Here is a 19,829-nt window from a genome sequence, read left to right on the forward strand (position 1 = left end):
GCAGGATTCCTGCTGTACTGGTCTTTTCAATCGTTAAAGAGGATCAACTATGTTTATAGCGTCGCTCTCTTTTTTTAGCTGGACGCGGATTATCTTTATTTAAATACCAGACATATAAAACAAACAGAGCGATGCAGAGAACGAACAAGATAGCACCTATGATAAAGCCTTGCGGAAGATAACTGAACGTGATTTTGTGTTCGCCCGCCGGAAGTTTGACCATCAAGAAGGCGTTTTGGAAACTTTCGATTTCCGCTTTTTTCCCGTCGACTTTCACTTGCCAGCCTTTATCATAAGGGATCGTTGTGACAAGCATAGAATCTTGGGCAACAGTTGCAGTTCCAGATGCTTTTCGCCCGCTGACGTCCATTTTTACGCCATTTTTGTTGATTTGATTCATTGCTGCTTGGTAAGCTACGACATCTAAACCAACCACTTGCGGATTCATGAAGCTGACTTCTGGTGTCCCATAGAAGCTTGCAGTGAATGTTACTGTTGTATCTTGAGAATAATAACCAAGATCATAATATTGACCAGAAATACCGATTTGTGATTTGCGTTGAGAGCCGTTGACAGTAATTGTTGCGGTAGAGCTTTCTAATTGCGCAAAATTCGTTGGGAATAAGCTTAGATAAGCTTGTGTATTCGCAGGAACGTGTACTTCCCAAGTGACGTCTTTCGGCTGATTTGGTTCAACTTCACCGTAAGTCACGGTTGATCCGTTATTTGTGATCTTTGTATTTACCTGATTTTTAAACGTTGGTTCATAAAAAGTAAAGAATTGCTGATTTAATCCTGAAAGACCATTGATCAAGTTTGTTTGACTTGTCAGGTTATCTGTCAGCGGCTGTTCAATATCATTGATCGAAAGCGGAGCAGTAAATGCGAGCGGCAAAGCATTTCTATTTTTGTAAAGAGTATAGTCGCCGCTTTGTGCAAGTTGTTGGAACCCATATTTGCTGAATCCATCTTTTGCAATGTTATATTTGATACCAGTAAAACTATCCATCAATAAAGTATTATTGGCATAGCGGATGTTTAGATTGGTTCCTCTTGAACGGAAACCTAAACGATCAAGATACGAAGATGAATTTCGATTTCGGATGGAAGAAAACATGCTGATTCCGCTGTAGCCGTAATTAAATGAATCATTGGAAGAAACAGAGTCAAGATTTTCTAAACGAGAGAATTGATCAGAATCTTTCTTCGACTCGTCGACCAATTTTTTGATATCGGGATAAGGATCAGTGAACAAGCTTCGTGAAGCATAGTTCCAATCATCCAAAATACCGTGGATCATACTATTTGTATTGACAATTGCTTCTGAAGACATCAATAACAACAACAAAATACTTAATTTTTTCATCGAAATGCTGTGGAATTGGAAGATTCCTACGGCAAAAAGATACAAAACAAGGAAAATAAGTGTCAGGATAAAGGAAGTCATCGTTACATAAGTATAGCTTTCAGCTGGTTTGACGCCCCAAGCAATCGCAAAAATTGCTGCTAGGACAATAACGATACCTGAAAACAAACCTTTGTCTTCTTCTGTTAATTTTTCCCAGCCATAACCTGCTAGAAGTAAAACTAAGAAAGAAAACAGATAAGCATAACGGAATAAAAACATATTCGGAGCGTGCATCCCGTGCCAGAATAAATTCAAAGGAACAAGATAGAAGCTGGCAATCAAGAGAGCAAACAAGCTTCCAAATAGTAATTTATTGATCAAAGGCACTTTTTTTACAGCAAAGTAAAACAAACACAGAACTAACGGAAACAATCCAGCATAGATAAATGGGATCGAACCATATTTCGTCGTATCATAAACACCGATCATATTTTTCATGACGATGTCCCAAAAAGCCGTTGCCTCTGTTTTTAACGTAGTGATTTGACTCAGTGCCTCACCATTTGACCGTAAATCTAATATGGCGGGTAAAATAATGATCATCGATGCTCCGCCGGCTAATAAAGAAGTAATCCCGTACGGCAAGATCGATTTTTTGTAGACACTCCATTTTGTGAAAAGACGTGCCAAGAAATATAAGAAAGAAAAGACACCCACCATGAAACCCATATAAAAACTTGACAAGAATAACAGTAAGTAGCTTACAAATAGAAGGGTAGGGCGTTTTTGATCCATAACAAGATGGATGCCCAAAATCACTAAAGGCAGATAGACAAAAGCGTCAAGCCACATAATGATTGCCGAGTGTGCTGTTACAAAAGAAGTCAGAGCGTAACTCACGCTCAAAGCTACATGCCCCCATCTAGGAATCTTAAATGTGTGTCGAGCAAGGAACCAAAAGGACAGACCGGCGAATCCTACTTTGATCAATGTCAAAAAGTACAGAGCATCCGGCATCAGCTGGTTCGGGAAGAACAAGACAAGCGGTGTAAAAATACCGCCGAGATAATAGGAAATCAGCGAAAGGTAATTCAGCCCCATCGATGCGTTCCAAGTATAGAAAATACTTTGTTTCCCTGTCAGCATGTTTCGAAAACTAGCGTGAAAATTTGAAAATTGCGAGAATGCATCACTTGCTAAGACGCTGCGATCGCTGCCAGGATAAATGCCGATACTTAAATAGACAGCAGCAAGTATAAGAAAAGGAATAAAGAAGCTAGCAAGTAGAAATATGCCGTTTTCTTTAAAATAATTTTTGATTATTTTTGTCATCTATACGTCACCAAATTTCTAAGAATGTTAATCATAGTGTATCACATACGCGCATAACACTAAAAAGAAGAGCTGTTTTTTCACAAAAATTTCTAAAATAAATAATAAATAACATGTGTAAGTTTAAACTTGTTGAGTAATATTTTTTTCTGGAAAATAAAATAAAAGGGATACAATGTCGCCAAAAAGCCTTTTTTTAGTATTGACTATCGTGCGAAAACGCGCTATATTTATAGTATAAAAAAACATATAATCATTCGTTGGGGAAGCAACGGCACATATAAAAGACAAAGAGACCGCAACATTTCGAAATGTTGCGGTCTCTTTTTTATCGAAAATCTCTATTTTGGGAGATTTTCAGCGAAAAACCGGCAAGTTTTCAAAACTTGCCGGCAAGGAAATAAAAAAACCGTTCAATAAGTGAACGGTCCAGATGTTTTCTATTAAAAATTAAACACGCTCAACTTTACCTGATTTCAAAGCACGAGTTGACACCCAAACTTTTTTAGGTTTTCCGTCGATAAGAACGCGAACTTTTTGCAAGTTAGGTTTAACCGTACGTTTTGTTGAGTTCATAGCGTGAGAACGGTTGTTACCGCTGCTAGTTTTACGACCTGTAAAGTAACAAACTTTTGCCATTTAAATTTCCTCCTTTGCCTTGATATTGGAGCAATATATAATTCAGCTCATACTAAAATAACTTATCATATAAGCAAACATTTTGCAAGACCCTAATTAGATAAGCTTTGTGCTATTTTTGACTGATCAGCTAAGTCAGTTGCGGATAAAAGGTGTTTTTTCAGAAAATATCTTTGAAAATCAGCCGGAAGCCGAATTGACATCTCTGAACAAAAATTGTAAATTAGACGAAGTTATTAAGAATTTTGGTTGTATAAACAAGCATTTCGGGCACTTTACGATTAACTGCCTTTTATTTCAATACATGCTATGATAAAATACTATAGTAGAAAAATGGGTGTATTTTGCCGTTAAGGAGGCTTATTCATGGCTGTAAAAATTCAAACTTCAGCTGGGATGATCGAGATTACCAATGATGTGATTGCAACCGTTGTGGGCGGAGCAGCAACAGATGTCTTTGGTGTCGTAGGCATGGCCAGCAAAAATCAAATCAAAGACAATATCACAGAGATTTTGCGTAAAGAAAATTATTCAAGAGGCGTCGTGGTCCGTCAAGAAGAAAACGGGATCGCAGTAGACGTGTATACGATTGTTAGTTATGGAACAAAAATTTCTGAAGTATCACGCAATGTGCAGGAAAAAGTAAAATATAATTTAGAAGCATTACTTGGTGTAGCAGCCAATTCCGTGAATGTCTTTGTACAAGGTGTTCGTGTACTGCCTGACTAGGCAAGAGTCTTGCTGTTTGGTCAGCAGTCAATCTGAAGGAGGATTATCTAGGTGAACGTAACAGAAATCAGCGCGAGTCAGTTCCAGGAAATGGTTCAGGCAGGCGCGAATCGTCTGCAAGCAAATGCAGAATATGTCAATTCATTAAATGTATTTCCCGTACCGGACGGCGATACAGGGACAAATATGAACCTATCTATGACAAGCGGGGCAAAAGCAGTCAGTGATTCCGCTTCTGAAAAAGTAGGGGAATTAGCAGAAAGACTTTCTAAAGGACTCTTGATGGGTGCTAGAGGGAATTCTGGTGTTATTTTGTCTCAGTTATTCCGCGGATTCTCAAAACAGATCCCTGATGTCGAAACTTTGACAGCGGCAGATTTAGCGGCTGCTTTTACGCATGGTGTCGAAACGGCTTATAAAGCTGTAATGAAGCCTGTGGAAGGAACGATCCTAACAGTTGCTCGAGAAGCAGCCAAAGCAGGCGAAAAGAAAGCTAACACAACAGATAACGTAGTTGAAGTAATGACTGCTGTTGTAACTGGCGGTAAAAAAGCTTTAGCAAAAACACCAGATTTGTTACCTGTATTAAAAGAAGTCGGTGTTGTAGATAGCGGAGGACAAGGACTTTTGTTTATTTATGAAGGCTTTTTAAGTGCGCTGAACGGCGAATTTGAAGCAGATGACTCTTTTGAACCTTCGCCAGGCGAAATGGATGAAATGGTGAATGCAGAACATCACCGCAGTGTCCAAGGGCATATGGCTACAGAAGACATCAAATTTGGTTATTGTACGGAAATCATGGTCAAGATCGGTGAAGGTCCAACTGCCGACAGCAAATTCGATTATGAAACATTCCGCAACTATTTGGATGCTTTAGGTGATTCTCTGCTTGTGGTCAATGACGATGAGATCATCAAAGTCCATGTCCACACTGAACATCCAGGAGAAGTCATGAACTATGGTCAAAAATTCGGTTCATTAGTCAAAGTAAAAGTCGACAATATGCGTGTGCAGCACGAAACGATTTTAGAAAATGACAACGAACCTGCACCAGCAGCACCGAAAGCTTCTCGTGTTCCTTATGGTATCGTAGCAATTGCAGCAGGAAATGGTGTTCAAGAATTGTTCAAAAGCTTAGGTGTCAACTATGTCATCAGCGGCGGACAAACAATGAATCCAAGCACAGAAGATATCGTGAAAGCTATTGAAGAAGTGAATGCAGATAAAGTAATCATTCTTCCAAATAACAAAAATATCTTCATGGCAGCAGATCAAGCAGCCGAAGTGACTGAAATCCCAGCTGTCGTGATTCCTTCACGCACGATCTCACAAGGATTGACTGCAATGCTTTCATTCAACGATCAAGCTTCATTGGAAGAAAACAAAGAATTGATGACAGAAATGTTGTCAAATGTAGTCAGCGGACAAGTAACAAACGCAATCCGCGATACATCGATTGACGGTGTAGAGATCAAAGCAGGCGATTTTTTAGGCATGATCGATGGAAAAATCGTTGTCTCAATGCCAGACATCGCTGAAGCTTCTTTTGCCACACTGGAAAAAATGATTACAGAAGATACAGAAATCGTAACAATCATTTTCGGTGAAGAAGGAAAAGAAGATCAAGCAAACAAATTAGCGGACAAACTGACAGAAAAACATCCTGATTTGGAAATCGAGATCCACGAAGGCAATCAGCCAGTCTATCCATATCTATTTTCTGCAGAATAACGTTTCGTATTGAAAATCAAGTACAAATAATTTTGTTGAAGAGACTGGCTGACATATGTCCCAGTCTCTTTTAGACTAGTCATCTGGATAACAGAAAAGGAGGATTTTATGCGGGATTTGAAAGATTCAATCACCGTTCTGCAAGGTGTAGGAGAAAAACGTGCTGCCACTTTAAACGGCTTAGGAATCGAAACGATTGAAGATCTATTGACATATTATCCTTTTCGTTATGAAGATATCCAGGAACGAAGCTTGGAAGAAATCCAAGATCAGGAAAAAGTAACGTTAAAAGGATTAGTTGTTTCTCCTCCTGTAATGAGCCGGTTTGGATATAAAAAAAGCAGACTTCAGTTTCGGATGATGCAGGACCATGATGTGTTCAATGTGTCCTTTTTCAACCAGCCGTATTTAAAAGACAAGATCATTGTATCTGAAGAAATCGCTGTTTATGGAAAATGGGATGCCAAAAGAAAAGCATTAAGCGGGATGAAGATTCTTAGTTCACAAAACGATGATGGATTTTCGCCCATTTATCATGTCAACAAATCGATTCGTCAAAGCACATTAGTTGATTTGATCAAAAAAGGGTTCGCTGAATATGGTGAATTTATTGAAGAAAACCTTCCTCAATCATTAGTTGAAAAATATCGACTTCTGGATCGCAAAACAGCAGTCCGCAGCATGCATTTTCCGAAAGACAGGGAAGAAAACCACCAAGCAAAGCGCCGAGTCGTTTTTGAAGAGTTCTTTCTTTTCCAAATGCAGCTTCAAGGATTGAAGAAAGCAGAAAAATCGGAAAAAAACGGACTGTCGATTTTATACGATGTTCAGAAGTTAAAAGAATTTACCCAAAAACTGCCCTTTGAACTAACGGACGCACAGAAGCGGGTGACCAATGAAATCTGTCGTGATTTGCGCAGCCCTAAACATATGCAGCGTCTGCTTCAAGGAGATGTAGGGAGCGGAAAAACAGTCGTGGCAGCTATTGCATTGTTTGCAGCAGTGACAGCAGGTTTCCAAGGCGCGTTGATGGTTCCGACAGAGATCTTGGCACAACAGCACATGGAAAGTCTGCAGCAGCTGTTTGCTGATACAGATGTGAAATTAGGTCTTTTGACTGGTTCAAGCAAAGCTAAAGAGCGAAGAGAATTATTGGCAGAATTAGCCGCAGGAGATATCCAGATCATTGTAGGGACCCATGCGTTGATCCAAGAAGGGGTAGAATTCAAGAATCTTGGGCTTGTGATCACAGATGAGCAGCATCGATTTGGTGTGAACCAGCGGAAAGTTTTACGAGAAAAAGGCTGGCGGCCAGATGTCTTATTCATGACAGCGACCCCGATCCCAAGAACATTAGCCATCACTGCTTATGGTGAAATGGATGTGTCGATCATCGATGAGCTTCCTGCAGGGCGAATCCCAATCGAGACACGATGGATCCGTTCGCCTCAATTAGACAGTGTGCTGGATTGGACGGGGAAAGAATTACGAAGAGGACATCAGATGTATGTGATTTGTCCGCTGATTGAAGAATCAGAAGCATTGGATGTAAAAAATGCCGTAGAAATCTATGAAAAACTAAAAGAATTTTATGCACCTGATTATGAGGTCGGTTTGCTGCATGGGAAAATGAAAAACCAAGAAAAAGAAGAAATCATGGAAACATTCAAAGAAAACAAGATGCAAATCTTGGTTTCTACAACAGTTATCGAAGTTGGCGTAAATGTGCCAAATTCAACAGTCATGCTGATCATGGATGCAGATCGTTTTGGTTTGGCACAGCTGCATCAATTGCGAGGCCGTGTTGGACGGGGGAAAGATGCTTCTTACTGCGTATTGGTGGCGAATCCGAAAAACGAACTAGGTGTCGAACGGATGAAAATCATGACGGAAACAAATAATGGTTTTATTCTCAGTGAAAAAGATTTAGAATTAAGAGGACCAGGAGAAGTCTTCGGGTTTCGCCAATCCGGGCTGCCGCAATTTGCAATCGCTGATTTGGTTGCAGACGGCAATGTCCTGGAAGTAGCGAGAGAAGAAGCTGCCGTTATTTGGCAGATAAAAGATTGGCACTTGCTGCCTGAATACCAGCCGCTGACGAACAGTCTGCAGCTGGAAAAGCATGATAATCGTTATTTTGATTAAAGGATATGCTATACTTGGACTGATTAAAACAAAAAGGAGTAAACCAAACCGATGAAAATTGCAGTAGACGCAATGGGCGGAGATAACGCGCCAAAAGCAATCGTTGAAGGCGTTTCTTTAGCCCAGCAAGATTTTCCGGATGTCGAATTCCTGCTTTATGGGAAAGAATCCGAGATCAAAAAATATTTAACAAATGAAAAGAATATCACTATTATCCATACTGATGAGAAGATCAACAGCGACGATGAGCCGGTCAAAGCAATTCGCCGCAAAAAGACTGCATCCATGGTCTTGGCTGCTCAAGCAGTCAAAAACGGTGAAGCAGATGCGATTTTTTCAGCTGGAAATACTGGTGCGCTGTTAGCTGCAGGTTTATTTATTGTAGGACGTATCAAAAATATCGAACGTCCTGGTTTGATGTCTACATTGCCAGTGATGGGCAAACCAGACAGCGGCTTTGACATGTTGGATCTAGGTGCAAATGCAGATAATAAAGCAGAGCATCTTTTACAGTATGCCGTTCTTGGTTCTTTCTATGCGCGTAAAGTTCGCGGTATCGGACGTCCAAGAATTGGATTGTTGAATAATGGAACAGAGCCGACAAAAGGGAGCGAAGTCACAAAACGGGCATTTGAATTGCTTCAAGCGGAAACAAGCTTGAATTTTATCGGAAATGTCGAAGCGCGTGATTTGCTAAACGGTGTCGCAGACGTTGTCGTAACAGATGGATTTACTGGAAATGCCGTTTTGAAATCTATCGAGGGAACAGCTTTGAACTTGATGGACATGTTGAAGGCCTCAATCATGAATGAAGGCATCAAAGGGAAAATGGGCGCGATGCTGTTGAAGAATGGTTTGCGTTCATTGAAAGATGAAATGGATTATTCCCGCCATGGCGGAGCAGTTTTATTTGGGCTGAAAGCGCCAGTTGTCAAAACACACGGTGCAACAGGACCGGATGCTGTTCGTTATACGATTCGCCAAATCCATACAATGTTGGAAACAAATGTTGTTGGGCAGCTTGTTGAACATTTTGAAAAAGAAGAAAACCAATAAATAGCTAAGATTTACCCCTTAATTTTTAAAAAAAGGTAGACATTATTGATAATTGTCAGTAAAATTAGCCTTGATTAAGGTAGTCTCTCTCGAAGTTGGAGGTGAAAAAATTGACTCGTGAAGAAGTATTTACTAAAGTAGCGAAAATCATTTCGAACCATTTTGATATGGATGCGGACAAAGTAACAGATGAGTTGAATATCAAAGATGATTTAAAAGCTGATTCTATCAGCATTATGGAATTCGTACTTGAATTAGAAGATGAATTTGGCACAGAGATCTCTGATGAAGATGCAGAACAAATCGAAACAGTCGGTGGTGCTGTAAACTACATCTCAGAACATTTGAAATAGACAAAAAGGACCGCAGCAGTGAAAAACTGCTGCGGTTTTTTTATTTTATAATTTTCATAAAAAAACATTTGTACTTATTTTTTCATTTGTACTTTAAATAGGAAATGTTCTCATAAAACAAACTAGAAGGCGCTTAAATAGACGGAGTTTTCTGACAATTTACAATTATAACAAAACAAGGGTTGCATGTTAAAACGTTTTTATATATAATTATTAAAAAACTATTACGCTATATTAAGAAAAGGATTTGTGGAATCCTTTTTTTCTATATAGAGAAATAGATGTCTTCCGTACTATTCAAACTTCTATTAACAAGAAGGCAGAAAGGGGTATTCGTTTGTCAGATAATCAATTATTAGATATTCAGAATCTGCACACAGGATTCAGGATCAAAGATGAGTTCTACGATGCTGTAGATGACGTCTCATTTACTTTAGACAAAAATGAGATTTTAGCCATCGTTGGAGAATCCGGATGCGGAAAGAGTACATTAGCTACTACTATTATGGGACTGTTAGATCCCAATAATACCAAAATCACCGGTGAAATCCTCTACAAAGACCTGAATCTGGTTGAATTAAACGAAACTTTATATAACAAGATTCGAGGAAATGATATTGGAATGATCTTCCAGGATCCGTTATCTGCTCTTAACCCTTTGATGCGAATTGAAGATCAAATCAAAGAAGGTCTATACTACCATACTAAAATGACACCAAATGAACGTCAAGAAAGAGCACTTGAGCTTTTGGAACAAGTAGGAATCCCAAATCCAGCACGCGTTGGACACCAATATCCGCATGAACTTTCTGGCGGTATGAGACAGCGTGTGATCATCGCCATTGCTATTGCCTGCAAACCGCCGATCGTTATCGCGGATGAACCGACGACAGCGTTAGACGTAACGATCCAGGCACAGATTTTAGATTTGCTGAAAGACCTTCAAGAAGAAACGAAAACCGGCATCATCTTGATCACTCACGATTTAGGAGTCGTTGCAGAAATGGCTGATCGTGTGGCAGTGATGTACGGCGGACAGTTTGTCGAAGTTGCAGAAGTCCAAGAGCTGTTTGACCATCCAAAACATCCATATACCCGTTCACTATTGAATTCCATCCCGCAAGAAGATGACCACGATGCTGAATTGCATGTTATAGAAGGTGTGGTTCCTTCACTAAAAAATATGCCAAGAAAAGGCTGCCGTTTTGCTCCGCGGATTCCTTGGATCCCAGAGAGCGCTCACGAAGAAAACCCGGTTTTACATGAAATAGCACCAGGACATCTTGTACGTTGTTCCTGCTATAAGCATTTTCATTTTAGAGACGAAAAAGGAGAGGTGTAGATGACAGAACTAATAACGATCAAAGACTTAAAAGTACACTATCCTATTCGCAGCGGTTTTCTGAACCGAGTAACAGACCATGTATTTGCTGTCGACGGGGTCGATTTCGTGATTGAAAAAGGAAAGACATATGGTTTGGTGGGCGAATCCGGATCAGGGAAATCAACGACTGGAAAAGCAATCGTAGGTTTGGAAAAAATCAGCGGCGGCGAGATCATTTATGAAGGAAAAGATGTTTCTCGCGCAAGCAACCGAAAAAAAATTGGCTATAACAAAGATGTCCAAATGATTTTCCAAGATTCGATGTCCAGCTTGAACCCTAAAAAACGTGTATTGGATATCATCGCAGAACCGATTCGAAACTTTGAACGGCTAAGCGATCAAGAAGAAAAGAAAAAAGTAAAACATTTGCTAGACATTGTCGGCATGCCGGAAGACGCCCTTTACAAATATCCTCATGAATTCTCAGGAGGACAGAGACAACGTCTAGGTGTTGCGCGAGCAGTGGCGACGAATCCAAAATTGATCGTAGCCGATGAGCCGGTATCTGCTCTTGACTTATCCGTACAGGCTCAGGTGTTGAACTTTATGAAACGAATCCAGCAAGAATTTGGCTTAAGCTATCTATTTATCTCTCATGATTTAGGTGTCGTAAAACATATGTGCGACAACATTGCGATCATGTATAAAGGGCGCTTTGTAGAAATTGGGACTAGAAAAGATATCTATGAAGATCCGCGCCACATCTACACGAAACGTCTCTTATCTGCTATTCCGAGAATCGACGTGGAGAATCGGGAAATGCATAAAGAAAATCGCCGCAAAGTTGAAAGAGAATATATCCAGAATCAGCAAAAGTATTATGATTCAGCTGGACGGGTATATGATCTGCGTACGATCAATGAGACGCACAAAGTAGCATTAAGAGATGGAGGTGCTGACTAATGTGGAAAACGATTTCGCGTCGTGTATTGCTGATGATTCCGCAAGTCATCATATTAAGTATTTTGATTTTTCTATTAGCGCAAGCAATGCCAGGAGATCCTTTTACTGGGTTGATCAATCCGAACCAAGATCCTGCAGTTATTGAACAAATGAGAGCAGCAGCTGGGTTGAATGATCCATGGTATGAACAATATTTTCGTTGGATAGGAAATGCGTTACAAGGTGATTTTGGACAAAGTTTCTTATATAAACGAGAAGTTTCCTCACTGATTGGCGAACGTGTCGTCAATACATTATATCTTTCTGTTCTAACAGTTATTATTACCTATTTGATCGCGGTGCCGTTAGGAATGCTCGCAGGGCGTTACCAAAATTCGATTTTAGACAAAATCGTGGTCATTTATAACTTCTTCAGTTTTGCCGTTCCATTATTCATCTTTGGTCTGATCATGCTATTCGTTTTCGGTTACCGTTTAGGCTGGTTCCCAACAAGCGGATCACAAACATTAGGGATGCAGGGTGGAATAGTTGCTCAATTCTTTGACCGGATGAAATTCATTTTGCTTCCGGCAATCACACAAGCATTTTTAGCTACAGCAGTAACGATCCAGTATCTTCGAAGCGAAGTGATCGACTCCAAATCATTAGACTTTGTACGGACAGCTCGTTCAAAAGGTGTTCCTACAAGCAAAGTATTCAGCCGCCATATTTTCCGAAATGCAGCATTACCAATGGCTTCTCAGATGGGCTACGAAATCACTTCATTGATCGCAGGTTCCGTCGTTATTGAAAAAATCTTTGGTTATCCTGGTGTCGGAAAACTGTTCATCGATTCAATCGGTCAGCGGGACTACACAGTCATTACTTCTTTGGTCTTGATTTTAGGGATTGCGACATTAGTGGGTACGCTGCTTTCAGATATCATCATGAGTATCGTCGACCCGCGTATTCGAATCCAATAACGATCAACGACAGAAAGGAGAATGATGCAAATGAGTAATAAAACAAAAGAAGTCGCTCAAGAAAGCATCCCGCCAATGGGTATCCGGATGATTGCTCGAGAATTCAAAAAAGATAAAATCGCGATTTTTTCTCTGGGACTGCTGGTCATTATTTTATTAGTGATTTTTATCGGTGCGGTTCTTATAGATCAAGATAAAGTAATGTTTGTAAGTATTTTTGACAAGTATGCGCCGCCGGGAGCCGTTTCAATGAATGGTTCGCAGTATCTGCTTGGCGCAGATGAAGGTGGCCGGGATGTTTTTGGCCAGTTGATTATTGGTGCTAGAAACTCAGTCACAATAGGTTTTGCTATTACGATCATCACATCAATCATCGGTGTGGGACTTGGGATCATTTCTGGTTTTTACGGAGGACTCATCGATAACATTTTGATGCGTATCGTTGATTTCATCATGATTTTACCAATCATGCTGATCATCATCGTGTTTGTTTCGATCATTCCTCGCTACAACGTATGGTCTTTCATCTTTATCATGAGTGCCTTTTATTGGGTCGCAAAAGCGCGGCTGTTTAGAAGTAAGACTTTGTCGGAAGCACGCCGCGATTATGTCAATGCTTCTAAAACAATGGGTACCGGTGATTTCAAAATCATGTTTCGAGAAATCATGCCGAATCTTAGTTCATTGATCATTACCAACCTGACAATGAATTTTGCGGCAAATATCGGAATTGAAACAACGTTGACTTTCTTGGGCTTCGGTTTGCCGGCAAATGTGCCAAGTTTAGGTACATTGATTGGTTACGCCAGCAGCGGAGATGTTTTAGTCAATCGGCAATGGATCTGGTTACCTGCATCGATTCTGATCTTAGTTTTGATGTTGAGTATAAACTACGTTGGACAGGCGTTCAAACGCTCAGCTGATGCGCGCCAACGTTTGGGATAACACACATAGCAGGGGGGATATAGGAAATGAAGAAAAAAGTTTTTGGAATTGCAACACTGATGTCCGCAATGGTTTTAGCAGCTTGCAGCGGCGGAGGGGGAAACACCGACAACTCAGCCAACAACAATTCAAATGCCAGCAATGATGTAACTCAATTTCCGATTGCAATGGAAAACGACAACGATCCAATCGAAGACGGCGTGTTAGAAGCAGCTGTTGCAACAGACAGCCAATTCAAAGGATTGTTCCAGTGGGAGTTTTACCAAGATGCTTTCGACCGCATGTTTATGGAACCATCTCACGAAGCACTATTTTCCAATGATGATAACTTTAAGATCACGGATGACGGTGCTGCAACATTAGATTTGGATATAGACCGAAAAGTAGCAACAATCACTATTAAAGACAACGTCAAATGGTCAGATGGTGAAGATGTGACTGCAGATGATGTGATTTTCCCTTATGAAATCATCGGACATAAAGATTACACAGGTATCCGCTACGATGACACGTTCAGAAACATCGTAGGAATGGAAGAATATCATAATGGTGATTCAGATACGATTTCTGGTATCACAAAAGTAGATGATAAAACAGTTGAGATCGAATACAAAGAAGTTGAACCAAGTATGCTTCAATCTGGCGGCGGAATCTGGTCATATGCTGCGCCTAAACATACATTAGAAGGCGTAGAAGTCAAAGACATGGAATCCAGCGATCAAGTTCGTAAAGCGCCAGTTACATTTGGTCCATACTACATGAGCAACATCATTCCAGGTGAGTCAGTTGAATACTTGCCAAACGAACATTACTGGAATGGCACACCTCAATTGAAGAAAATCACGATGAAATCTGTTCCAACAGCAAGTGCTACTGAAGCGCTGAATTCAAAACTATACGATATGATTTTCCAAATGCCGACAGATACGTATGAATCTTATCAAGATGTAGAAGGATATACAAACCTTGGCCGTGAACAAACTTCATACACATATATCGGCTTCAAATTAGGAAAATGGAACGCAGATACACGTTCTGTCGAATATGATCCTAATTCAAAAATGGCTGACAAATCATTGCGTCAAGCAATGGGTTATGCTTTAGACAATGATGCTGTGGGCGAACGTTTCTATGCTGGTTTGCGTCGTAATGCAACAAGCTTGATCCCGCCAGTATTCAAGTCTTTCCACGACGATGAAATGGAAGGATTTACGCAAGATATCGACAAAGCAAACAAATTATTGGATGATGCTGGTTTTAAAGATGTAGACGGCGACGGGTTCCGTGAAGACAAAGACGGCAACGAGTTAGTTATCAACTTTGCTTCTATGTCTGGCGGAGAAACAGCACAGCCTCTTGCAGATTACTACGTTCAACAATGGAATGAGATTGGTTTGAAAGTAGAGTATACATCAGGCCGTTTGATCGAATTCAATGCTTTCTATGACCGTTTGGAAAATGATGATCCTGAAATCGATGTTTACCAAGCAGCTTGGAGTACAGGAAATGATCCAAATCCTGTAGGTCTATGGGGAGCAAATGCTGCATTCAACTACACACGTTATGAATCAGACAAGAACACAGAATTGATCAACAACATTAATTCAAGTGAAGCATTTGATGAAGATTACCAAACGAACGCTTATAGAGAATGGCAGCAATATGCATTTGAAGAAGCTTTTGCGATCCCGACATTGTTCCGTAATGAGATTTTGCCAGTAAACAATCGCGTAAAAGATTGGGATTGGTCTTATGAAGCATCAAATCCATGGGCAAAAGTGACAGTAACTTCAGAAAACAGAGAATAAGCAATCTGAAAATATTAAAAAGAGACTCGCTGGACCATTCAACGTCCAGCGGTTTTTTTTGTTTTTTTAGGTAAAAACTTCTTTCCACCTCCTATTCTTAAGCCTTTGTTTACTTTTGACTCAAGCATTTCAAAAACAGAGAAAAAACAGTATAATAGGGAGGTATTATAAAAAATCCCTACAGAAGGAATGTGGAGAATGGACAATCAGCTGACACAAGAACTTAAACAAACATACCACATCGTTTTTCATGACTTAAACTTGCTCGAACAAGCTTTTACCCATTCATCCTATGTGAATGAGCATCGCAATTTAAACTTATCTGACAATGAACGGTTAGAATTTTTAGGCGACGCAGTTTTGGAATTGATGGTTTCGCAATATCTATATTGTGTATTTCCAGAGATGCCAGAAGGAAAATTGACAAAGATGCGTGCTGCCATCGTTCGAGAAGATAGTTTATCGAAATTCGCAAAAGAATGCCATTTTGATCAATATGTGCTTTTAGGAAAAGGGGAAGAAAATTCTGGCGGAAGACAACGCCCCGCATTGTTATGCGATCTTTTCGAAGCTTTTTTAGGCGCATTATATTTAGATCAAGGATTTGAAGCAGCACATACATTTATTGAAGCTGTTATTTTTCCGAAAATCCAAGCGGGTGCTTTTTCACATGAGATGGATCACAAAACAAAATTGCAAGAAGTTTTGCAAAAAGCAGGAGATGTCATTATTGACTATCGTCTGATCAACGAAGAAGGTCCAGCCCACGAACGTATTTTTTCAATCGAAGTCTATGTTGATGATCGATTGATTGGCGTTGGCCAAGGTAAATCAAAAAAATTAGCGGAACAAGCTGCTGCGGAAAATGCATTAGCAGCCTTAATAAAGTAAGTGAGGGAAACTATTCGTGTATTTGAAACGAATCGAAATCGCCGGTTTTAAATCATTCGCTGATCGAACAGTGATTGATTTTGAGAATAGCGTAACAGCGGTGGTTGGTCCAAACGGCAGCGGAAAAAGCAACATTACAGAAGCTATCCGCTGGGTCATGGGTGAACAATCAGCCAAAAGTTTACGCGGCGGAAAAATGCCGGATATCATTTTCGCGGGATCAGATTCCCGCAAACAATTGAATATAGCAGAAGTAACCGTTGTGTTGGACAACAGTGACCATTATTTGCCATTGGAATACAACGAAATCAGTATCAGCCGCCGTTATCGAAGAACCGGCGAGAGCGAATTCTCGATCAATAAACAAAGCTGCCGTCTGAAAGATATCCAAGAATTATTTATGGATTCCGGGCTAGGAAAAGAATCCTTTTCAATCATTTCCCAAGGTAAAGTAGAAGCCATTTTCAGCAGCAAACCAGAAGATCGCCGAGGGATTTTCGAAGAAGCAGCAGGTGTACTGAAATACAAACAGCGTAAGAAAAAAGCAGAGCAAAAGCTTTTTGAAACAGAAGATAATCTAAGTCGGGTCCAAGATATCATCCATGAACTAGAAGAGCAGTTAGTTCCTTTAGCGAGTCAAAGTGAAACGGCAAAAGAATTCTTGAAATTAAAAGAAGAGCTGACTCAAACAGATGTTTCTTTGTTGATCGCAGAAATCAAACAAGCACAGCAAGAATGGGAAAAGCAATCAGCAGAACTCACACGCTGCACCAAACAATTGGACGCACTGAATGCGCAGATCGAAGAACATGAAACAGTGCTTATCGGCTGGCGCAAACAGAAAACCCAAACTGATCGTTTGATGGAAAAAAATCAGCAAAAACTTCTGACTTTATCAGAAAAACTGAAGCAAACAGAAGGGCAAAAAGAAGTCCTGATCGAGCGCTCGAAACACACGAAAAAAAGCTCAAAAGAATACCAAGATGCGTTGAAAGAAGCCGAAAGCAAAGTCGCGCATTTTGAAAAACTATATGCAGAATTAGCAGAAACAGCCAAAGAAAAAGAAGCAGAGATCCAAGCAGCGGAAACCCGTTTTGTCCATACACAGCAAGAATTGGAAAAGTACCAAAAATCAACCAAAGAACTGTTGGCAGAACTCCGTGATCAATATGTTGATTTGATGCAGGAACAAGCGTCTGTCAGCAATGAGCTGAAATATCTTGAAAGACAGCACCAGCAAGAAACGGCCAAGAATCAGCAGACATTAGCAAAACAATCCGAAGTTTCTGCGACAGTTGCAGAACTGATGGTCCAAAAACAAGAATTAACAGAGAACCAGCAGCAGCTTGTACGTTTATTCTCTGAACAAAAAGCGCGTTTTGCAGAAGTACAAACGGAATTACAAACAGCACAAGAAGCATTTGCAAAAGAACAACAGCAAATGTACCAGCTGATGAACCAAGTCCAGCAATTACGCGCACGACAAAAAAGTTTGCAGGAAATCCAAGAAAACTATTTTGGTTTTTATCAAGGCGTTCGTCTTGTCCTTCAACACAAACAGCAATTGTCAGGCGTCGTTGGTGCAGTTGCGGAATTGATTGAAGTTCCTGAAGAGTTTACACTGGCTGTTGAAACAGCTTTAGGCGGCGCAGCACAGCACATCATTATGGAAAATGAAATCGATGCGCGTAAAGCAATCACTTACTTGAAGCAGCAACGCGGCGGTCGGGCAACTTTCTTGCCATTGACAACGATCAAACCACGTCAGCTTCCAGATCATATCATCGCTCAAGCACAAGAAATCGATGGGTTCATGGGCGTTGCAGGACAACAAGTTGCTTTTCCGGAAAAAATCCAAACAATCGTCGATAACCTTCTAGGAACGATCCTTTTGGCAAGAGATTTGGAAAGTGCGAATGCGCTGGCTAAAAAAATCCGCTACCAGTATCGAGTCGTTTCTTTAGAGGGCGATGTGATGAATGCAGGCGGATCAATGACTGGTGGTGCCAATAAACGCGGAAACCAAGGCAGTTTGTTTGCACAAAATCAGGAATTGAAACAATTGACGAATGATTTTGAACAAGCAGATCAAAAATTGAAATCAAAAGAAAAACAAGTCCAAGCCTTGCAGCAGCAAGTCCAGAAGTTGAGTGAAGAACAAGAAGAACTTCGCTCAGCCAATGAACAAATGCGTTTTAAAGAACAAGAAATCGATAACCAGCTGCAAAATGTAAGCAATGATTTGTCGCGCTTTGAAAAAGAACAACAGATATCTAATTTTGAAACAAGAGAATTACAACAATTCCTTGCTGAATATCAAGCACAAAAAGAAGAGCTGACACATAAGCATAAAGAAATCGAGACACAACGCCAATCGATTGATGAAGAAATCAAATCGCTGAACCAGGAAAGCGATCAGATGGAAGAAAAACGAATCAAGCTCCAAAATCAGCAAGCGCAAGAACAAGCAAGTCTCGCCGTGTTGAAAGAACAGTACAATCACTTGCAGATCCAGCTTCGCGGGGCGCGTGTCCAAAAAATGGAAGCTGTCGAAAAACAAGAAAATATCACGAAACAATTGGCAGCTTTAACTGCGGACTTTTCAGATCATGAAGTGACAGAAGAGAGTCTGTCCGCGCAAATCAATGAATTATCTGTACAGCGTGAACAGCTGCAAGAAGAATTGCACAATGCCAAAAGCGAGCGGGAAAGCATCCAAGAAAAAATCGATGCGGGTGAAGCGAAACAAGCAGCACAAAACCGTGAGCAAAAAGAGTATTTGACGCAGCAGACCAAAATCGATGTCCAAAAAAATCGTACAGAGATGACATTAGAAAATCGAATGAATTATCTATCTGGCGAATACCAGCTGACATTCGAACAAGCACTTCAAGAATATACTGAAACAGAAGCAATCGACGAAGCAAAAGAGCAAGTCGCAGTATTGAAAGAAAAAATCGAAAAACTTGGTCCAGTCAACTTGAATTCGATCGAACAATACGAGCAGGTAAACGAACGTTATGAATTCCTGGTTTCCCAAAGAGATGATCTTTTATCTGCAAAAAATCAATTGTTCGACACAATGACTGAGATGGACAATGAAGTAAAAACACGCTTTAAAGAAGTTTTTGAGGCTATCCGTAAAGAATTTAAAGTCGTCTTTCCAAACATGTTCGGCGGTGGCCGGGCAGAGTTAGTGCTGACAGATCCAACCGATTTGCTGAAAACAGGTATTGAGATCGAAGCACAGCCGCCTGGCAAAAAATTACAGAATCTAAGTTTGCTTTCTGGCGGAGAACGTGCGCTGACAGCAATCGCACTTCTATTTTCGATCATCCAAGTCCGTCCAGTACCATTCTGTATTCTGGATGAAGTAGAAGCTGCCCTAGACGAAGCAAATGTCGCACGTTTTGGACGCTATTTAAGCAATTTCCAAGACGACACCCAGTTTATTGTCGTCACGCACCGTAAAGGAACGATGGAAGCTGCTGATGTTTTATATGGTGTTACGATGCAGGAATCTGGTGTATCAAAAATCGTTTCCGTTCGGATGGAAGACGTGAAAGAAGACGGAAAAATCGAAGCAGTCGAGAAGTAGGGAGA

At 40.4% G+C, this 19,829-nt stretch carries 14 protein-coding genes; 12 read left to right on the forward strand and 2 right to left on the reverse strand.

From position 1 onward, the window contains the following. Nucleotides 1–43: 43 nt before the first annotated feature. Both IGI64_RS00465 and rpmB read right to left on the reverse strand, forming a co-directional pair. Nucleotides 44–2,680, reverse strand: coding sequence for a YfhO family protein (locus tag IGI64_RS00465; RefSeq protein ID WP_429969558.1), 2,637 nt, complete (start codon nucleotides 2,678–2,680; stop codon nucleotides 44–46). 450 nt (nucleotides 2,681–3,130) lie between these two features. Next, nucleotides 3,131–3,319, reverse strand: coding sequence for a 50S ribosomal protein L28 (gene rpmB / locus IGI64_RS00470; protein ID WP_016623836.1), 189 nt, complete (start codon nucleotides 3,317–3,319; stop codon nucleotides 3,131–3,133). Between the two features lie 366 nt (nucleotides 3,320–3,685). On the opposite strand from rpmB, the gene IGI64_RS00475 reads away from it, so the two are divergent. From IGI64_RS00475 to smc, 12 genes are all read left to right on the forward strand, one after another. Continuing rightward, on the forward strand, nucleotides 3,686–4,048 hold the full coding sequence (locus tag IGI64_RS00475; RefSeq protein WP_016623835.1) for an Asp23/Gls24 family envelope stress response protein: 363 nt from the start codon (nucleotides 3,686–3,688) through the stop codon (nucleotides 4,046–4,048). Nucleotides 4,049–4,099: 51 nt separating this feature from the next. After that, on the forward strand, nucleotides 4,100–5,779 hold the full coding sequence (locus IGI64_RS00480) for a DAK2 domain-containing protein (RefSeq protein ID WP_016623834.1): 1,680 nt from the start codon (nucleotides 4,100–4,102) through the stop codon (nucleotides 5,777–5,779). 108 nt (nucleotides 5,780–5,887) lie between these two features. Continuing rightward, on the forward strand, nucleotides 5,888–7,924 hold the full coding sequence (gene recG / locus IGI64_RS00485; protein ID WP_429939130.1) for an ATP-dependent DNA helicase RecG: 2,037 nt from the start codon (nucleotides 5,888–5,890) through the stop codon (nucleotides 7,922–7,924). Between the two features lie 51 nt (nucleotides 7,925–7,975). Next, nucleotides 7,976–8,980 (forward strand): phosphate acyltransferase PlsX, encoded by a 1,005-nt coding sequence (gene plsX, locus IGI64_RS00490; RefSeq protein ID WP_016623832.1) that lies wholly within the window; start codon nucleotides 7,976–7,978, stop codon nucleotides 8,978–8,980. Between the two features lie 110 nt (nucleotides 8,981–9,090). Then, nucleotides 9,091–9,333, forward strand: a complete 243-nt coding sequence (acpP, locus tag IGI64_RS00495; RefSeq protein WP_034861759.1) for an acyl carrier protein — start codon at nucleotides 9,091–9,093, stop codon at nucleotides 9,331–9,333. Nucleotides 9,334–9,670: 337 nt separating this feature from the next. Then, on the forward strand, nucleotides 9,671–10,675 hold the full coding sequence (locus tag IGI64_RS00500; RefSeq protein WP_034861757.1) for an ABC transporter ATP-binding protein: 1,005 nt from the start codon (nucleotides 9,671–9,673) through the stop codon (nucleotides 10,673–10,675). Further along, on the forward strand, nucleotides 10,676–11,620 hold the full coding sequence (locus IGI64_RS00505) for an ABC transporter ATP-binding protein (protein ID WP_429939131.1): 945 nt from the start codon (nucleotides 10,676–10,678) through the stop codon (nucleotides 11,618–11,620). Next, nucleotides 11,620–12,582 carry an oligopeptide ABC transporter permease gene (opp4B, locus tag IGI64_RS00510; protein WP_016623828.1) on the forward strand — a complete coding sequence of 321 codons (963 nt, stop codon included), beginning with the start codon at nucleotides 11,620–11,622 and terminating at the stop codon, nucleotides 12,580–12,582. The genes IGI64_RS00505 and opp4B overlap by 1 nt, the downstream gene beginning before the upstream one ends. Before the next feature lie 30 nt (nucleotides 12,583–12,612). Next, on the forward strand, nucleotides 12,613–13,527 hold the full coding sequence (locus tag IGI64_RS00515) for an ABC transporter permease (protein WP_034861754.1): 915 nt from the start codon (nucleotides 12,613–12,615) through the stop codon (nucleotides 13,525–13,527). A gap of 26 nt (nucleotides 13,528–13,553) precedes the next feature. After that, entirely contained in the window at nucleotides 13,554–15,335 is a 1,782-nt protein-coding gene (locus IGI64_RS00520; protein ID WP_016623826.1) for an oligopeptide ABC transporter substrate-binding protein, read from the forward strand. Between the two features lie 198 nt (nucleotides 15,336–15,533). Next, nucleotides 15,534–16,226, forward strand: a complete 693-nt coding sequence (rnc, locus tag IGI64_RS00525; RefSeq protein ID WP_429939132.1) for a ribonuclease III — start codon at nucleotides 15,534–15,536, stop codon at nucleotides 16,224–16,226. Between the two features lie 16 nt (nucleotides 16,227–16,242). Then, complete coding sequence (gene smc / locus IGI64_RS00530; protein ID WP_429939133.1) at nucleotides 16,243–19,824, forward strand: chromosome segregation protein SMC; 3,582 nt, start codon at nucleotides 16,243–16,245, stop codon at nucleotides 19,822–19,824. Nucleotides 19,825–19,829 lie beyond the last annotated feature (5 nt).

The sequence above is a fragment of the Enterococcus sp. DIV0210g genome (assembly GCF_050559705.1).
In the GTDB taxonomy this organism is placed as follows: domain Bacteria; phylum Bacillota; class Bacilli; order Lactobacillales; family Enterococcaceae; genus Enterococcus_B; species Enterococcus_B faecalis_A.